This is a genomic window from Roseibium sp. LAB1 (assembly GCF_054658235.1).
The window spans coordinates 600,765-617,642 of record NZ_BAAGIB010000001.1; the positions used below are offsets into that span (position 1 = coordinate 600,765).

Below are 16,878 nucleotides of genomic sequence, written 5' to 3' on the forward strand. Positions count from 1 at the left end.
GATACCTGCCCGGCCACAAATAATGGCCTTTTTTCGGCAATGCTTACGATCGGGACGTTACGGTGCCAGCACGCAGGAAACTTTTCATTACGCCGACCCTTGCAACTGTCATCGGCAGCTTTGTGCTGATTACGGCGGCCGCCATTCTGATCATACAGGCGGTGACCTCTTCGGAAGTCGTCCGGAGAATGGGCGGCGAACTGGTCGACATCGGCATGGATGCGGCGGAAACCGCATTTGTCGAACAGCTTCATGCGATCACCGAAACCGCCGAGTTCACCCGGGTGACCTACGAGCGCAAGGACTTGCCGCTTGACGATCCGGACCTCGTTTTGGCCTACCTTCATGGCGTGCTCGCTCCGATGGAACAGGTCTCCTTTCTTGTGCTGGTGGATGAAAAAGGCGAAGGCGTCGATGTCGACAGGGGCGATGCGGACGGCAAGCTTCTGGGAGGCGACATCAAGCTGGCAAAAGATGTTCCCATCCTGGTTCCCTTGGCAGAACAAGCCAGCAAACAGGCAGGAGCTTTCTGGAGCCAGCCGTTCTACATGCCGAACCGGGAGCACACCTACTATGTGTTCGTGCGCCCTCTCCATGACGGGAAAACCTACCGCGGATGCCTGATGATCGGCATGTCTCTCGACAGGATGTCTGAAATAACATGGCATGTTTCGACAGACGACATCACCGTATTCCTGATGAAGGAGGGATCGGACGAAATCGTCGCCCATCCGGACCTTCATAAATCCTTTGGCGACCTCAGCACGGATATGCCGCTGCTTAACGTTACTCAGCTCCCCGATGCCTTTCTGGCCGGGTTCGAAGACATGCCCCAGGTCGACAAGGCGTCGTTCGACATTTCCGAGGACCTCGATATCTATTCCGGCACAGACCCGGACGGGGCCAAACGGTTCGTGATTCTGGAGCAGAAGAACAAAAACCTGCTGGGGCTTCCGGTCAGGATTGGCGTGCATTTTCCTGCCGAGTACCTGGACCAGCCGCTGAAGCAACTGCTGATGGCGCTTCTTGTGGGCGGCGGACTTCTGGTCATCTCCCTGCTCGGCGCGGTTTTGCTGGCACGGCGGATCGCGAGGCCGGTGCAACGGGCTTCGGTTGCAGCCAGAGAAGTGGCGGACCTGAACCTTGAAGCCGTATCCCCCTTGCCCACCAGCATCATCCGGGAGCTGGATGATCTCTCCAAGGGGTTCAATGCCATGGTCGGCGGCTTGAAGGCCTTCAACCGCTATGTTCCGGCGACACTCGTCCGCAAACTCCTGCGCGAAGGCAGAGCGGATGCGCCGCCGGAAGAACGTGAGGTAGCGGTGCTGTTCACCGACATCGCCGGATTCACGTCAGCCTCCGAAGGCATGACGGCGAGCGAAACGGCTGCTTTCGTGAACCACCACCTTTCCCTGCTCGGCGCCGAGATCACCCGGGAAGGCGGCACCATCGACAAGTATATCGGTGATAGCGTGATGGCCTTCTGGGGAGCTCCCGAGCGGCTGGAAAACCCGGCCGAACCGGCCGCGCGAGCGGCAATCGGCATGGCCCGGGCCATCCGCGCTGACAACCGGGCTCGTATTGCCCGGGGCGAGGCACCGGTGCGCATTCGCATCGGCCTTCACATGGGACCGCTCGTCGTTGGCGACATCGGCGCGCCCGAACGGGTCAATTACACGGTGATCGGCGACACGGTGAATGCCGCTTCAAGGCTGGAAAGCCTCGGCAAGGAAATCGACGGCAGTGCGGATGTGGTGATCCTCGTCTCCGGCGAGATCGCCAAACGTCTTGACGATACAATCGATCAGGAAGCCATCGGTCTGCACAAGGTCAAGGGCAGGTCGGAAGCGGTTGAGGTCGTTCGGCTGCGCGGCTAAGGCAACGACGGTTCTTCTCCGCAGCGGTTGCCGGCTTGTGCAAGACACCCGCACTTTGCCTTACCACGTTATCGGGGTATGGGTAGTGCGTCGAAATTCAGTACGCAGGCCAAGCACTTGCCCTTCAACAGGCGCCTTCACATCACGCCAACGCTCACGACGGTTATCGGCGGGTTTGTCTTTGCGACGGCGGCGCTTGTTCTGATCGTTCAGGCCGCCACTTCTGAGAAAGTGGTGCGCAATCTTGGCGGCTCGCTGATCAACTCGGGCATGCATTCCCTGGACCAGGCCTTTTCCGCCCAGATTGAAGCCGTCGAGGAAGCCAGTTCCTTTACCGCCGCCGCATTGGACACAGGCAGCATCCTGATGCGCCGCCCTCAAGAAGTGGCCGATTACATGTTCGGCGTGCTTTCGGCCATGGAGCATGTCTCCTTTGTCATTGTTGCCGACAAGAACGGCAATTTCATTCAGGTCGACCGAGGCCGCGCAGACGGAATTCTCGTGCCGCAATTCGTGCCCAAGACGGACGAAACCCATGCGCTTGCGGGACTGATCTCCTCTTCCAGGGACAAAACGGCTGCCTTCTGGTCCGGCCCGGCTTTCTATCCCCAGCGGCAGCATACCTATATCGCCCACGTTCAGCCGATCCGCTCCACTGGTCCTGATGGCGACACCTATGAGGGCCTGATCCTCATGGCCATGTCGATGGAGCGCTTGTCGGAGGTCACCAGCGACATCTCTACCGGTCTGGTTCAGGTGTTCATGCTCAATCCGCAAAGCTACGGCCTGATCGCTCACCCGGCACTTTCGGAAGTGTTCAGTCTGTTGTCGCCGACGGATCCGCTGATCGCCCTGGAGAACGTCCCGGACACTTTCCTGAGAACCTTGAGAACAACCGAACCTGTCGACGCCTCGGCCTACGGCATACGCCCGGGTCATGAAATGCGCGCCGGGTTTGATGCCCTGGGCAACAAGCGATTTGTCGTCATCCAGAGCCCTGACCTCGGCCCGACCGGATTGCCGATTTCCATTGGTGCTCATTTTCCCGCCGAAGTTCTGGAACAACCGCTTGAGCAATTGAGCGATGCCATATTTATCGGCATTGCGCTGCTCGGCCTGTCGTTGATTGGCGCCGGTTTTCTCGCTCATCGCATCGGCCAACCGATCCGCCGGGCGGCTCTCGGGGCACGGGCCGTTGCCGATCTGGAGTTGGCCTCCGCAGGTCACCTGCCCGGCAGCTTCGTGCGCGAGCTGGATGACCTTGCCAACGGGTTCAATTCCATGGTCAGCGGCTTGACTGCTTTCAGCCGATATGTCCCGAAAACGCTTGTGAGGAAGCTCCTGCGAGAAGGCCGGGCAGAAGCCCCGCCGGAAGAACGGAACGTGGCGGTGCTGTTCACCGACATTGCCGGCTTCACCTCGGCGTCGGAGGGCATGACGGCAACCCAGACCGCCGCCTTCGTGAACCATCACCTTTCCTTGCTCGGCGCCGAGATCACCCGGGAAGGTGGCACCATCGACAAGTATATCGGCGACAGCGTGATGGCCTTCTGGGGTGCTCCCGAGCGGCTGGAAAACCCGGCCGAACCGGCCGCGCGAGCGGCAATCGGCATGGCCCGGGCCATCCGCGCTGACAACCAGTCTCGTATTGCCCGGGGCGAAGCACCGGTGCGCATTCGCATCGGCCTTCACATGGGACCGCTCGTCGTTGGCGACATCGGCGCGCCCGAACGGGTCAATTACACGGTGATCGGCGACACGGTGAATGCCGCCTCAAGGCTGGAAAGCCTGGGCAAGGAAATCGACAGCAGTGCCGACGTGGTGATCCTCGTCTCCGGCGAGATCGCCAAACGTCTCGATGACACCCTGGAGCGCCAGCCCATCGGCCAGCACCAGGTCAAGGGCAGGAATGAAGCGCTGGAAGTGGTGCGGCTGATCGGTTGACGCCTGTCGTACCCGCGGGAAACCGTCAGCGGGCTCCGGGCAGTCCCTCACTTTACAGGATCCGGTACAAGGTCCGGTCGCGTTTCAGAACGTGGTGGAACAACACTGCTCCGATATGAAGGGCGAAAAGTGCCAGCAAGGCCCAGGCGCTCCAGGAATGAATGGCCGACAACGCCCCGGCAATATCAGGCGACTTGCCGATTGGGCTCCAGACGGGAACCAGACCGAACCAGCTCAGCGGGAATCCGTGCGCGTTGGTAGCCAGGAACCCGCTCAGCGGCATGACGATAAGGAACAGATAGAGCAGACCGTGAACGGCACCTGCAGCCAGACGTTCCAGGATCGGCCCCTCTTCTGCCGGTTTGCGAGCAACAAGCTTGTTGCCCACTCGGACCAGCATGAGCCAGAGCACCAGAAAGCCGAACCCTTCATGCAGCATGTAGAAGTCCAGGGACACGTCGCTTTTTACGAATTTGATGACATAGCCCAGTGGCCACGTCGCCAGAACCAGGGCAGCGATCATCCAGTGCAGGATCCTGGTAGTACCGGCGTGACGGCTTTCCGGACCCAGAGGATGCACGGCAGTCCGCGATGGCGTTTCAAGGGTGTTCAACACCGTCTTTGTCCTCGTATCGATGCCTTGGCCGGCCGGGTTGGTCCTACGCCCGGGGTTTTCACCATCGTCCGCGCGCCTGTCCGCTTTGACTAGACGGCAACCGTTGTCACCAGCGTTTGAACCTGCTCCGTGTTAGCTCAACCCGGGCAGCTGGCCCTGTGACGCCGGACACTCCCCCGACAGGGCTGAACACGGAAGGTCATGACAGTTTTCTTGAATGAGATGCGCAAGAATGCCTTGCAGTGAAAAGGCAAACAGAAAAAATCTGGCGCGCATGCCTGCACGCATCAGCGCAGCCGGAAAAAGCAGAACCGCTCCACCAGCCGCAATAGATCCTTCTGCGAGCGGCAATTGGCCTTCGCCATAGCGTTCTTCAGGTGCTTTCTGGCAGTGTCGAGCGAGATGCCGCGCTCCTGACAATGCTGCGACAGATCCTTTCCCGAAGCGATGGCGCCAACCACAAGTTCCTCGGAGGGTGTCAGGCGGAACAGCCCGGCAAATTGTCTGATCTCGGAAGGGTCCGGCCCTTGCTGCTTGTGCAAGGGAATGCAAAGGACAGCGAGCATGGAACCGCCACCGCCGATCCCTCCCGGCACGGGCAGGAGCCTGACCCCGATTTGATCATCGGACGTATCGGTCAGCATGACGGCCTCGCCAGAGGGAACGCTTGAGCGGAAGTGCAGCGCATCAAGCGCGTGGGCGAGCCGCTGGTTCAGGGCCCTGTCCCGGAAGACGAGACCCCGGCTGCTCATCGTGAGCACCTTTTCGTGCTGCAACGCTTCGGCCTGGGAGTTTGCAAAAACGATCCTGCCGCCTGCGGCGATCAGGATGACCCCTTGCCCACGTGCCGACAAAAGATTGCCGAGCGTATCCGTGTTCGCCTTAGCCTCGGTCAGCGTCAGATGCATTCGCAAGGCTTGTCGGGTGTGGCTCAGAACCATTTGCTGAGCGGCAAGCTGCTCCTGTTGCCAGGGCTCTTCTTCATAGAGCGAGAAGCCGAGCCAGCTCAGACGCCCGGGCATGGCAAGCTGTGCACCGGATACCTCGTAAAGCTCGAAGGGCAGCAGGTTCTCGTGATAGACCGGGCTCGCCATGCGCTCTTCTTCGGACCAGAGAAGATCACCGTGCAGAACCTTGCCGACCGGCGCGTCCAAAATGCGCGGAAACCTGACATCGAGCTCGGCGTAAGTGCTCATGTAATCCTTGTGAAAATCAGGATCCATGCGAACTGTCACGAATAGATCGCTCCGCGCGTCTGCCAGGTTGTTGGAGAAGAAATGACAGCTCTTTGCATGGAGAGCGTCTGTCACCTCTTCCATGGCCGATTTCCAGAGTTCGGGTGACACCGCAGCCTCATAAAGACCCCGGATGGCAGCGTTCAGTCTTGCCTGGTCAATATTCACTTAGCCCTCATCGCATGGCTGCTCCCATTGACGCATATTCCGCCAAGATTTATTTCAAGAATGTTATGTAAATCACAAATTTTTATGATCGAAAACTTGCAAGAATTCGAAACGACATAAAAAAGCCGCCGGAGTTACCCGGCGGCAAACAAATATCAAAAGTTGTTTTTCCGGTTATCGCACCAGAATGTTGCGGAACTGCCAGGGATCCTTGGTGTCGATATCTTCCTTGTAGAAGCCAGGTCGCCCCTCAAGAGGTGTCCAATCCGTGTAGTAACCTTTTACCGGACCAAGATATGGCGACTGGATTTCGAGGCAGCGCTTGTAGTCCATCTCGTCCGTTTCGACGATACCTGCCTTCGGGTTCTCCAGTGCCCAGACCATGCCGGCCAGAACAGCCGAGGTTACCTGAAGACCGGTCGCATTCTGGTAGGGAGCCAGTTCCCTGGTCTCTTCCACCGAAAGCTGCGATCCGTACCAGTAGGCGTTCTTCTTGTGCCCGTAGAGCAGAACGCCGAGTTCGTCGATGCCGTCCTGCAATTCGCTTTCGTCGAGAACGTGCAGCGTCTCCTGAACCTTGCCGGCGGACCCGAACAGCTCGTGCAGCGAAAGCACCGCGACGTTTGCCGGATGATAGGCATAGTGGCACGTCGGCCGGTAGCTGACCTTCTTGCCGTCGCTTACCGAGAAATAGTCGGCGATCGAAATCGCCTCATTGTGGGTGACGAGGAAACCATATTGCGCACCAGGTGTCGGGCACCATGACCGCACACGGGTGTTGGCGCCCGGCTGTTCCAGATAGATCGCTGCCTTGCAGCCCTTCTTGTGCTTCTTGGCATTCGCCGGCTTCCAGGTTTCATGCGTGCCCCAGCCCAGCTCTGCCGGCTGGAAGCCCTCGGACAGGAACCCTTCAACCGACCATGTGTTCCAGAATTCGCCAAAAGGCTTGGGTTCCTTAGCCCGCTGGGTGTCGCGTTCGGCGATGTGAATGCCTTTGACACCCACCTTCTTCATCAGCTTCGCCCAACCCTTCTGGCTGGTCGGTTCCTTGAATTTCACCCCCGTGTCGGTCGCGATATCGACAAGAGCCTTTTTCACGAACCACGACACCATGCCCGGATTGGCCCCGCAGCAGGACACAGCCGTGGTGCCGCCTGGGTTCTTCTTCTTTTCCCGGCGCACAGCCTCGCGCAGTGCGTAGTTGGTCCGGTCAGCAGCCGTCGCAGTGTCATCGAAGTAAAATCCCGGCCAGGGTTCGACCACCGTGTCGATGTAAAGCACACCCAACTTACGGCAGAATTTCATCAGATCCAGCGAAGAGGTGTCGACTGACAGGTTGACCACAAACCCCTGCCCCTCGCCTTCGGTCAGCAACGGCGTCAGGACGTCCTTGTAGTTTTCTGGTGTCAGGGCAACCTTCTCGAACCTGTACCCCCTGTCGGTCACCAGCTTGGCATCGCCATCAACCGGATCGATGACGGTAAACCGGCTCTTGTCGAAGTTGAAATGGCGCTCGATCAGCGGCAGCGTCCCCTTGCCGATGGAGCCCAGGCCGATCATCACCAAGGGCCCGGTGATGGTGCCACGAACGGCGCTGTCTTTGGTACTGGGCACTGCCTTCGGTGCGGTGGGTTCCGGCGCAACCGCTTTGGAAGCGGCAGACTTTGCCGGAGCAGCTTTCTCGGGAGCTGCCTTTTTGGCTGCAGATTTTGCCGTTGTCCTGGCAGGCGCTTTGGCGTCCGTGACCATCGCAGGAGAAGCTTTGGCAGCCGGTTTCTTTGCCGCAGGTTTGGCTGCTGCTGGTTTTTCCGGAGCTGATTTTGACGCCGCAGCGCTTTTGCCGGAAGCTGATTTGGCGGCAACCGGGGTACGGGTCGCAGCTTTCGTGGTCTCAGCTTTCGAGGTCGCGGCTTTCGGCGACGCAGCTTTGGCTGCAGTCGGTTTGGCAGGCGTTGTTTTTGCAGCTGTCGGCTTTGCAGAGGTCGTTTTGGAGCTTGCCGACTTCACCGTTGCGGGCTTGGACACCGCCTTGCGCGGTGTCGCTTTGCGCCGCGTAGCCGGTTTTGCAGCGGCCTTCGGTGCCGGGTTCTTCGCCACACCGTCGTTGGTGTCGTCGGTCATATGCGTAACTCCAATCTTGTCCGATTTGCCGCCCATGTCGTTTCCAGAGGGTCCGGCCCGTTGGGAAATCCTTCAAACAGCGAAGCGCACTTATTGCGCCTTTCGTATGGTGTGGCTGGTTTCTGCAGGAATTTCAAGTCTTCTCGAAAAAGCTCATTTCTGGAAAGACGATTGAACTTCTCGGAACCTGTTTTTCTTAAAAACAAGTCTTTGCCTAAAAAAACAAGAGACGGCGGCGAAAAAGTCCGCCGCCGTCTCCAAGTCTTGAACGTCAAACTGCTTGCGACACCGAAAAGACGTCTTCCCGTGCTGTCGGCGCGGCCATCGGGTCCGGCACTCCGGACGCCGACAGGATACCTTCCAGCCCGGCAACATGCCCCGGAGCGAACTCCAGTCCCAGGAACCGGTGATACTCCACCGGCCCCGGCAGCGCGACCTTGTCAAGAAGGCCAGCTGCAAAACCGAAGCGCGCGTAGTACGGCTGGTCGCCGACCAGGATCACGGATCCATGGCCAAGCACGGCTGCCTGGTTGAGGGCGTGCCGCATCAGGCGGTCACCGACCATCAGCCCCCGGCAGCCCGGATCGACGGCAAGGGGTCCGAGCAACAGGCTTTGAGCACCATTGCGGTCCGCCACAGACCAGAGCCTTACCGTTCCGACGAGCTTGCCAGATTCGTCTATTGCAGAAAATGCGAAGACCGGAAGCCGGCCTTCACGCAGACGCTCGGAGGTTTTCCGGAACCGGTCCTCACCGAAACAAAGGTCAAGCAGACCCTCGCGGGCGCCGGTATGATCCGGTACCTCGTCCACAATCTCGATCATGGCACTTGCCTCAGATGACGAAGGACGCCAGCGGCGCGAAGCCGTTGAAGCCGACCGTGGAATAGGTCGTGGTGTAGGCACCACAGGCCTCGATCAGCACCTTGTCGCCAATGGACAGGCTCACCGGAAGTTCGTACGGCGTCTTTTCGTAAAGAACGTCGACGCTGTCACAGGTCGGGCCGGCCAGCACGCAGGGTGCGGTGGTGTCGCCGTCGCGCGGGGTGCGGATCGGATAACGGATCGCCTCGTCCATGGTTTCGGCCAGACCGTGGAACTTGCCGATATCGAGATAGACCCAGCGCACGTCGTCACTGGCGGATTTACGCGAAATCAGAACGACTTCAGCTTCGATCATGCCCGCATTGCCGACCATGCCGCGGCCCGGCTCGATGATGGTGGACGGCAGACGGTTGCCGAAATGCTTGCACAGCGCCTGGAAGATCGCTTCGCCGTAGGTCGAAACGCCCGGGACGTCTTTCAGGTAACGGGTCGGGAAGCCCCCACCCATGTTGACCATTTTCAGTTCGATGCCGCGGAGCGCCATTTCCTGGAAAACGCCTGCTGCCATGGCGAGAGCGAGATCCCATGCCGTGAGGTTGGCTTGCTGGGAGCCGACATGGAAGGAGACACCATGGGCAACAAGGCCGAGCCGGTGCGCATGTTCGAGGACGTCGGGCGCCATTTCAGGGTCGCAGCCGAACTTGCGGGAGAGCGGCCATTCGGCGCCGACTCCGTCGCACAGGACGCGGCAGAAGACTTTGGAGCCAGGGGCAACGCGGCTGATTTTTTCGACTTCTTCGACACAGTCGACGGCGAAGAGGCGGACGCCATACTGATAGGCACGCGCAATGTCCTTCTCCTTCTTGATGGTGTTGCCGTAGGAAATGCGGTCAGCGGAAGCGCCGGTTGCCAGCACCATTTCGATTTCGCCGACAGAGGCGCAATCGAAGGAGGAACCGAGGCTTTCCAGAAGCGACAGGATTTCAGGGGCCGGATTGGCTTTCACTGCGTAATAGACGGAAGTGTCCGGCAGGGACTTCGCAAAAGCTTCGAAGTTGTCGCGCACGATGTCGAGATCGACAACGACGCACGGTCCATCTTCATCACGTCGGCGGAGGAAATCGCGGATACGGTCGCTCATTGGGAAGGTTCCCTCTTTCTCAATCTCAGCCGCAGGCGCGCATATTTCCTTGGCTCGCGCGCTGCGTTCACGTCGCAGGATGCTGCAAGGCGCACCGGGCCTCCCCCGGGATGGAACCGGAGGCCGGGTTGACCGCAGCGACGGTTGGGCAATGCAACTGGAAAACAGCGCAGAGCTTTCCCGCGTCGGGAAATGCCGTTGATTGGATCGGGAAACCGAACCGCACGTCGGGCAATGATGTAACAAGTGCCTCTTCAGTGACGCCGGAGGTTGGATACCCCGGCAGAGACCAAAAAAGCCCTCTTACGTCGTTGCTTTAAGCCGTCCGGATTTCAACTGCCCCGCCCCTTGGCGGATTGTCTGGCAGCGGTCCCTTAAGAGATGTCTTGTTCGACATCCCATGGACGACCACGGGCACGTGCGAATTTGGGCAAGGCGTATATGCGCCCGTTCGCCCCCTGATGCAATAGGAAATTTCCAGTTGCCGATAACTTTTTTCGCTTCATTGCAACCGAACGGAAGCCGGGCGGAACACCTTGCGCCGCTTTAACTATTTCATAAAAATTGTGACAATCCCGACGGCTGTTTCAGAGCATGCAACCGGGTGAAGGTTGAAACCTTGCGGCATTGACTTCAGGCATCCAGACCTTCAGACAATCCATATACAAGCCGACACCGGCAAGACCGGATTATCGCATTGGCGGGAGGGAACACACATGAAGATCGCACGACTGGATCACGTCAACCTCCGTACAACGCGGCTGGACACGTTGATTGCCTGGTATGAGGACATTCTGGGAATGAAATCCGGCCCTCGGCCAGACTTTGCCTTTCCCGGCGCCTGGCTTTATGTGGGTGAAGCAGCAGCTATTCATCTGGTCGGCATCGACGGTCCGGAAGCCACTGGCTCTGAGACCAAGCTGAAGCTGGAACACTTTGCGTTCACGGCATCCGGCCTTGAAGCCTTCGAAGCCACATTGAAGGAACGCGGTGAACGTTACCGCCGCTCCGTCCAGCCCGGCACGGGAACGGTTGCCATCAACGTCTGGGACCCGGACGGCAACCATATCCATGTCGACTTCGCCCCGGAGAGCTGAGTCTGGGCTGAGGTCTGGGCCGAACCTAGAACGCCTCGAAGCGGATTTGATCCTGCGCGACACCCTCACGCAGCAGGCCAACCTCAAGGTCCGCCAGAAAGGCCGCGGGTCCGCACAGGAGGTACTGAGTGTCTGCACTCCCCGTGAGGGCCACGAGACCGGCTGCTGATATCCGGCCGGCATGATCGAAGTCATAGCCCGGAACGTCCGACGGCAGCGGACGGGTGTAGTGGGTGATGATCTGAACATTCGGCTTGTCATTAGCCAGGGCCTGCGCTTCCTTTCGGAAGGCATGATGATCGCCGTCGCGGGCGCTGTGCACGAACCACACCGGCCTGCCTTCCTCCTCGTCCGCCAGCTGATGCAGCATGCTCAGGAGCGGCGTGATGCCGATGCCCGCACTTGCCAGCACAAGCGGGCTTTTTGCGCCTGGCAGGGCAAAATCGCCTGAAGGCCTTCCCGCATCCAGAAAGCCGCCTACCGGAAAGACATCATGCAGGATGCGTGAGACCAGCCCTTGCCTTTCCCGCTTCACGGATATCCGGTAGCGCCCGTCGGAGGGATCGCCTGAAAGTGAATAGCTCCGTTGAACCTTGCCAAGACCACCTGGCAGATGAAACTCCAAAGGCAGATGCTGACCAGCCCGAAACGCTGGCAACGCCCCGCCATCGCGCGCCTCGAACACGAATGATGTCACATCGGCGCTTTCGCTGTGCTTGGCGACCAGCCGCAAGGAACGGATCGCATCGGCGTCTTTCTGCCAGCGCAAATGAAGCGCGGACGTCAGTTCGACGATGCTCTCGATTTCGAACGAGACCAGTTGGCGTGCACCCGGAACCTTTGCGGCTTCCGCCTTGTCCCAGATTATCGTCGCCCGGCCTGTCATCTGAAGCAGGCTGCCGGTGGTAAAATCCAGAAACAGCAGACCGGTGCGCGGGTCGCCAAGGATGTTGCCCAGTGTGTTGTAGAACTGGTTGCCGGCATAGTCCGGAAACCGCAGGGTACGATCGTCAAGCACCTCGACAAAACCACGCTCGCCACCGCGATGGCTAACGTCCATGCCATAGGCCGGATCGTCGCCCTCGCCCCGGTACCCGGTTGCGATGAAGAACGTATCTGCCGACCCGATCCACTGCTGTTGCGATGCGTTCAGGGCGTCGCTGCGAACAGCCAGGGCAGAGGTTTTCTCCGCACTCCAGCGGACATCCCGCGCCCTGATATATTGCGGGCAGTTGCCGAAGGACTGGCCAACCGAGAAACCGAACCCTTCTGCCCCCACACGCGAGACCTTGCCGTTCACCCTGTTGCGCCGCCGGGTCGCAAGCTCAATGCCGATAAACCCGACATCGGCTCCTTCGGAAAATGTACCTTCCAGCGCATCGCCCTCGACCGGCTGCGCGGACACCGTCAACGACCGAGCGTCAGGCGAGCGCACAAACCCCGGCCAACCCTCCAGAACCGTCGCCCAGGGACGGCCAGCGGCATCTCTTGCAGATGCGACCAAGAACATCTGCGCCTCGAAAAAGGCCCGGTGCTGATCGGGCATGGCCTCGCGGATCGCACCGCGCGCCCACAATTCGACATCCCTTTCGCCGAGGCGCTCCTGAACCTGTTTTTCGCCATCGTGAAAGGGCGAGCGGTTTTCCGGCCGGTTCCCGGCTGCATCCGTCTTCAACATCCTGGTTTCCTCTTGGGCTGGAGATGCGTGGGATAAAAAGCGACGGGACCGGGCACGCCCGCGGTGCGCCCGGTCCCGCTCAGCATTCGTCAGGAATTCAGGCGGCAAGGCCTGCCTTGCTCGCCGGCATGGCCACAAATCCCGGCAAAGCCTCGACACGCTTCAAAAGACCGCGAATGCGCGGATAGGGTTCCAGCGAAACATTACCTTCCGGCGCATGGGCCGTGTAGCTGTAGATGGCGATGTCGGCGATCGTCGGACGGTCTCCAACGAGCCATTCGCGACCATCGAGATGGGCTTCCAGGTTATCGAAAGCCACCTTGGCAACAGACTTCGCGCGTTCCGGATCAAGCGGCGCTCCGAAGACGGTGATCAAACGTGCCGCGCCCGGACCGCTGGCAAGTTCACCGGCGGCAAAGGCCAGGAAGCGATGCACTTCCGCTTCCAGATACGGATCTGTCGGCAGCCAGTCCGGTGCATATTTGCGTGCCAGATAGACGAGGATCGCATTGGAGTCCGCGAGAACGGTCGTACCATCCTCAATGACGGGAACGAGGCCTACCGGATTGAGTTGCAGGAACGGGTCGCGCTTGTGCTCGCCATTCACCAGGTCGACCTCGACCAGCTCGAAGTTGATGCCGGTCAGGCTGGAAAAGAGTTCCACCCGGTGGCAGTGACCGGAGAGCGGAAAACGGTGGATCTTGATTGCGTTGGACATCGCCAGCTTCCTCTTGCGTTGAAGAATCTTTCTGCGGCCGAAGCGTCTTGGTCCGGTCCGCTGTCCGCAATATGTCACCCGCCTTGAACGGAAATAATCTTCGAATTCATTCAATAATTATGTACAAATCAAGGATAATAGTCTGACACGAGCAGGAGCCGCCGAGGACAATAGTAATGGACAAGATCGAAACCATGCGAGCTTTTGTTGCGGTTGCGCAGGAGCAATCCTTCACCGCTGCCGGGCGGCGGCTCGGCCTGTCGACGAAGCTGGTCAGCAAATATGTCCGGCATCTGGAAAGCCAGTTGAAGACCCAGCTCTTCAACCGCACCACGCGCAGCGTTTCCCTGACCGATGTCGGCACCGCCTATCTGGAGCGTTGCCGGCCGATCCTGGAGCAGCTCGACGATCTGGATTCGCTTGTGCGCGAGCGGCAGGGCGCTCTGGCAGGCCAGATCAGGCTGACCGCCCCGACGGGCTTCGGCAGCACGCGGCTGAGCGAGGCGCTGGTGCCCTTCCTGCGCGAGCATCCGGATGTCGAAGTCGACATGCGTCTGTCAGACCACCGACTTGCCGTGGTGGAAGAAGGTCTCGACCTGGCAATCCGCATCGGTGCCTTGCGGGACTCCACCCTGATCGCCCGCAAACTTGCCGGAATGCCGCTGGTTCTGTGTGCCTCACCGGATTATCTCCAGCGGCACGGCAGGCCGCAAGACCCAAGTGCCCTTTCGACCCACGTCTGCCTTGTCGACAACAACCAGACGGGCCTCAACATCTGGCGGTTTCATTCCGGAGACAAAGAGCATGTCGTTCGGCTGAACGGTGCCGTCCGCTCGAACTCGCCTGGTGCCCTGGCCCGCATGGCAACAGGCGGTCTCGGCATCACCATCGCGCCGCTTTATGCCATCGAGGACGCTCTGCAGGACGGGCGTCTGGAACGCGTGCTTCCGACCTATGAGACAGACACCTTCGGCCTTTATGCGCTCTATCCACCCAACAGGCATCTGACCCGCCGCGTGCGCGCGTTGATCGAGCATCTGGCGGGGGTATTCAGCTCCCGCTGGCCGGACTGACGGAAGACGGCCTCAAAGGAAAAGAAATCTCGAAGGTCGCGCCCCCGCCGCCCGGGAGCAGGCGGATCGATCCACCATGAGCCTTCAGGAGGGCCTGCACGATGCCAAGCCCCATGCCGGTACCGCCGCTTTCTCGCCGGGTGGTGAAGAACAGGTCAAATACCTGGCTCTGATTTCCCTCGGAAATGCCCTCACCATTGTCATTCACCTGAACCGTGAGGCCTTTGCCGGCCTGCTCAGGAAGGATCGCTACCCTGGAGGCACCGTGCCGGCGGGAATTGTCGATCAGGTTTTCAAACACGATCCGGGCATTTTCCGCCGACATCGGCAGGTCCGCCTCACCAGCCAGGTCGATGTCCACCCCCTCGAAACGGCCATTGAGTTCTGCAGCAACCTCGCTCAGCCGGCAACGCCCTCCGATCTCGACGCTGTCAGCCCGGGCAAGTTCGCGCAGCCGGTTGAGCAGTTTCGACGCCCGCTCGGTATCGTGCAGGATATTGCCGAGGAACTTCTCGCTGTCCGCCGCACTCAATTCCGACCCGGCATCCTTCAACAGTTCCGCCGCCCCCTGAATGGCCGTCAGTGGCGTCTTCAGTTCATGGGTCACATGATTGGCGAAGTTGGAAATATAGTCGTTTCGCTCGAACAGCTTGCGGGACATTTCCAGCATGCTTTCCGACAGCGCGTGGATCTCGCGATTGCCGTGAATGGCAAGCGGCACGAGTGCCTCCCGCTCGCCGTTGCCGATGGCAAGCGAGCGCCGTGTCAGTGCCTTGATCGGCCCGGTGATCGCGCGGGCAAAGATGAAACCGACGACAAAAGTCGCAGCCAGCACGAAGACGACGACCCAGAAGACCGCTTCGCGCTTCAGGAACATTTCCTTGAGGATGTTGCTGGGAGTGCGCGAGGCATAGACAACGCCCGCGACCTGGTCGTTCACGACAATCGGCATCGCGACAAAGACGCGAACGCTGGTTCCCCGGCTGATGGAATAGATCGGCTGCGGATTGTCGACAATGCGTTCGCGAAGCGCACTGGCATAGCGCCCGGTAAGCGCCTTTTGAATCTCCTCCACATGGGCAAGCGACAGGCCGATATCCTCTCGCCCGGCGATGATCACACCATTGAAATCAAGCAGCCGAAACCCGGCCAAAGTCTTCTTCTGGGTGTCTTGCAGGATGCGGTTCATGGCTTGCCCGGCTGTCAGATAAGCCGGATGTGGCGGTTCGGTGGCGGGCAATGGAGGTCCTCGACGGGGAAGAACCTCTGTGCGGGTGAGATCCAGTTCCGGCAATTGCGGCGTCCAGCTTCCACCCGGCTTGCGCAAATAGATGCTGCGGCTTCCCGGCACCTCCGCAGCTTTCGCCACCTCGGGCCCCAACGGCAGATTGCCGTTGCCGATCTCTTCGAGACGTTGCGCCGTGGCCGCGGCAATAGCGGCCGACTGACCGATCAGTTCCGCTTCCGTCGTTTCGATTAGCTGGTTCTCATAGACCCGGAAGAAGGCGACCCCGGCAAGCGGTACCAACAGCATGATGCCGAGAACCCCTGCCACCACAAGAGAGAGCGGCGGTCGCCATTTGTCTCGGAAAGTGCGGGACAGGATCATCCGCTGGTCCCTGTCTCCACCCGGCAGGGCCCCAGCCGGAAACCGACACCATGAACGGTCTCGATGGCATCACCGCAGCCGGCAGCGCCGAGCTTGGCGCGGATGTTGCGGATGTGGCTGTCGATGGTTCTGTCCGAAACGTGGATATTGTCCCGATAGGCGCTCTGCAGGATCTGCTCGCGCGTGAAGACAATCTTCGGCCGGGCCAGCAAGGTGGCCAGGATATCGAATTCGATCGCTGTCAGTGTTACCGGCGCTTCACCGACCGTCACATGGCGCTGCGACCGGTCAAGCTCGACCGCACCGAACCGAAGCGCTGGCAGGTCCTCGACCGTCTCGGCAGACGTAGGTGCGCCGTAGCGTTTCAGGATCGCCCCGACCCGTGCGATCAACTCGCGCGGACTGAAAGGCTTGGTCACGTAATCATCCGCACCCAGTTCCAGGCCGACGATCCTGTCGATTTCGTCATCCCGGGCCGACAGAAACAGGATCGGCACCTCTGACGTGCGGCGCAGATGGCGGCAAACATCCAGCCCATCCATTTCCGGCAGGCCGATATCCAGAACGATCAGAGACGGATTGCACAGAAGCGCCTTGTCGAGCGCTTCCTTGCCGTCAGTGGCGACTTCGAACACATAGGCCGCTTTTTGAAGCGCGAAACAGATGACATCCCGGATATGCGGGTCGTCGTCGACTACAAGAATTGTTTGACCTGGCAAATGACTCTTCCCGAAAAATGGCCCCCGCAGTCACCTGCGGGAGCGTTACCAATAGCGAA

The 16,878-nt window shown here is 59.9% G+C and carries 13 protein-coding genes; 4 read left to right on the forward strand and 9 right to left on the reverse strand.

Annotated elements, in window-relative coordinates; genetic code table 11:
• The first annotated feature begins 62 nt into the window (after positions 1-62).
• Positions 63-1,877, forward strand: coding sequence for an adenylate/guanylate cyclase domain-containing protein (locus tag ACYQ54_RS02900; protein WP_460079144.1), 1,815 nt, complete (start codon positions 63-65; stop codon positions 1,875-1,877).
• Positions 1,878-1,994: 117 nt separating this feature from the next.
• Positions 1,995-3,821: an adenylate/guanylate cyclase domain-containing protein gene (locus ACYQ54_RS02905; protein WP_460079146.1), complete on the forward strand. Its 1,827-nt coding sequence runs from the start codon at positions 1,995-1,997 to the stop codon at positions 3,819-3,821.
• Positions 3,822-3,873: 52 nt separating this feature from the next.
• Here ACYQ54_RS02905 and ACYQ54_RS02910 read toward each other — a convergent pair whose 3' ends face one another.
• From ACYQ54_RS02910 to ACYQ54_RS02930, 5 genes are all read right to left on the reverse strand, one after another.
• A complete protein-coding gene (locus ACYQ54_RS02910; RefSeq protein WP_460079148.1) occupies positions 3,874-4,437 on the reverse strand; it encodes a cytochrome b in 564 nt (187 codons plus the stop codon).
• Between the two features lie 287 nt (positions 4,438-4,724).
• Positions 4,725-5,840, reverse strand: a complete 1,116-nt coding sequence (locus ACYQ54_RS02915; RefSeq protein WP_460079151.1) for a helix-turn-helix transcriptional regulator — start codon at positions 5,838-5,840, stop codon at positions 4,725-4,727.
• 174 nt (positions 5,841-6,014) lie between these two features.
• Positions 6,015-7,400 (reverse strand): homospermidine synthase, encoded by a 1,386-nt coding sequence (locus ACYQ54_RS02920; RefSeq protein ID WP_460081655.1) that lies wholly within the window; start codon positions 7,398-7,400, stop codon positions 6,015-6,017.
• A gap of 832 nt (positions 7,401-8,232) precedes the next feature.
• Complete coding sequence (locus tag ACYQ54_RS02925; protein WP_460079153.1) at positions 8,233-8,784, reverse strand: GNAT family N-acetyltransferase; 552 nt, start codon at positions 8,782-8,784, stop codon at positions 8,233-8,235.
• A 10-nt stretch (positions 8,785-8,794) separates the two neighbouring features.
• A complete protein-coding gene (locus tag ACYQ54_RS02930; protein ID WP_460079155.1) occupies positions 8,795-9,925 on the reverse strand; it encodes a type III PLP-dependent enzyme in 1,131 nt (376 codons plus the stop codon).
• Between the two features lie 716 nt (positions 9,926-10,641).
• On the opposite strand from ACYQ54_RS02930, the gene ACYQ54_RS02935 reads away from it, so the two are divergent.
• The gene (locus ACYQ54_RS02935) at positions 10,642-11,022 is read left to right on the forward strand and encodes a VOC family protein (RefSeq protein ID WP_460079158.1); all 381 of its coding nucleotides are present in this window, start codon (positions 10,642-10,644) and stop codon (positions 11,020-11,022) included.
• 25 nt (positions 11,023-11,047) lie between these two features.
• On the opposite strand, the gene ACYQ54_RS02940 is transcribed toward ACYQ54_RS02935, so the two are convergent.
• Both ACYQ54_RS02940 and ACYQ54_RS02945 read right to left on the reverse strand, forming a co-directional pair.
• Positions 11,048-12,700 carry a pyridoxamine 5'-phosphate oxidase family protein gene (locus ACYQ54_RS02940; RefSeq protein WP_460079161.1) on the reverse strand — a complete coding sequence of 551 codons (1,653 nt, stop codon included), beginning with the start codon at positions 12,698-12,700 and terminating at the stop codon, positions 11,048-11,050.
• 97 nt (positions 12,701-12,797) lie between these two features.
• Complete coding sequence (locus tag ACYQ54_RS02945) at positions 12,798-13,418, reverse strand: glutathione S-transferase family protein (RefSeq protein ID WP_460079164.1); 621 nt, start codon at positions 13,416-13,418, stop codon at positions 12,798-12,800.
• Between the two features lie 176 nt (positions 13,419-13,594).
• Here ACYQ54_RS02945 and ACYQ54_RS02950 point away from each other — a divergent pair, with 176 nt between their 5' ends.
• Positions 13,595-14,491, forward strand: a complete 897-nt coding sequence (locus tag ACYQ54_RS02950) for a LysR family transcriptional regulator (RefSeq protein WP_460079166.1) — start codon at positions 13,595-13,597, stop codon at positions 14,489-14,491.
• Here the strand turns inward: ACYQ54_RS02950 and ACYQ54_RS02955 are convergent.
• Both ACYQ54_RS02955 and ACYQ54_RS02960 read right to left on the reverse strand, forming a co-directional pair.
• Positions 14,469-16,100 (reverse strand): HAMP domain-containing sensor histidine kinase, encoded by a 1,632-nt coding sequence (locus ACYQ54_RS02955; RefSeq protein WP_460079168.1) that lies wholly within the window; start codon positions 16,098-16,100, stop codon positions 14,469-14,471. The genes ACYQ54_RS02950 and ACYQ54_RS02955 overlap by 23 nt on opposite strands.
• The gene (locus ACYQ54_RS02960) at positions 16,097-16,819 is read right to left on the reverse strand and encodes a response regulator (RefSeq protein ID WP_460079171.1); all 723 of its coding nucleotides are present in this window, start codon (positions 16,817-16,819) and stop codon (positions 16,097-16,099) included. Before ACYQ54_RS02960 ends, ACYQ54_RS02955 begins: the two co-directional genes overlap by 4 nt.
• Positions 16,820-16,878 lie beyond the last annotated feature (59 nt).

Bases quoted from the DNA above. Each gene is read 5' to 3' on its own strand.
- ACYQ54_RS02920 (WP_460081655.1), bottom strand. From the start codon at position 7,400: ATGATCGGCCTGGGCTCCATCGGCAAGGGGACGCTGCCGCTGATCGAG.
- ACYQ54_RS02925 (WP_460079153.1), bottom strand. From the start codon at position 8,784: ATGATCGAGATTGTGGACGAGGTACCGGATCATACCGGCGCCCGCGAG.
- ACYQ54_RS02930 (WP_460079155.1), bottom strand. From the start codon at position 9,925: ATGAGCGACCGTATCCGCGATTTCCTCCGCCGACGTGATGAAGATGGA.
- ACYQ54_RS02935 (WP_460079158.1), top strand. From the start codon at position 10,642: ATGAAGATCGCACGACTGGATCACGTCAACCTCCGTACAACGCGGCTG.
- ACYQ54_RS02940 (WP_460079161.1), bottom strand. From the start codon at position 12,700: ATGTTGAAGACGGATGCAGCCGGGAACCGGCCGGAAAACCGCTCGCCC.
- ACYQ54_RS02945 (WP_460079164.1), bottom strand. From the start codon at position 13,418: ATGTCCAACGCAATCAAGATCCACCGTTTTCCGCTCTCCGGTCACTGC.
- ACYQ54_RS02950 (WP_460079166.1), top strand. From the start codon at position 13,595: ATGGACAAGATCGAAACCATGCGAGCTTTTGTTGCGGTTGCGCAGGAG.
- ACYQ54_RS02955 (WP_460079168.1), bottom strand. From the start codon at position 16,100: ATGATCCTGTCCCGCACTTTCCGAGACAAATGGCGACCGCCGCTCTCT.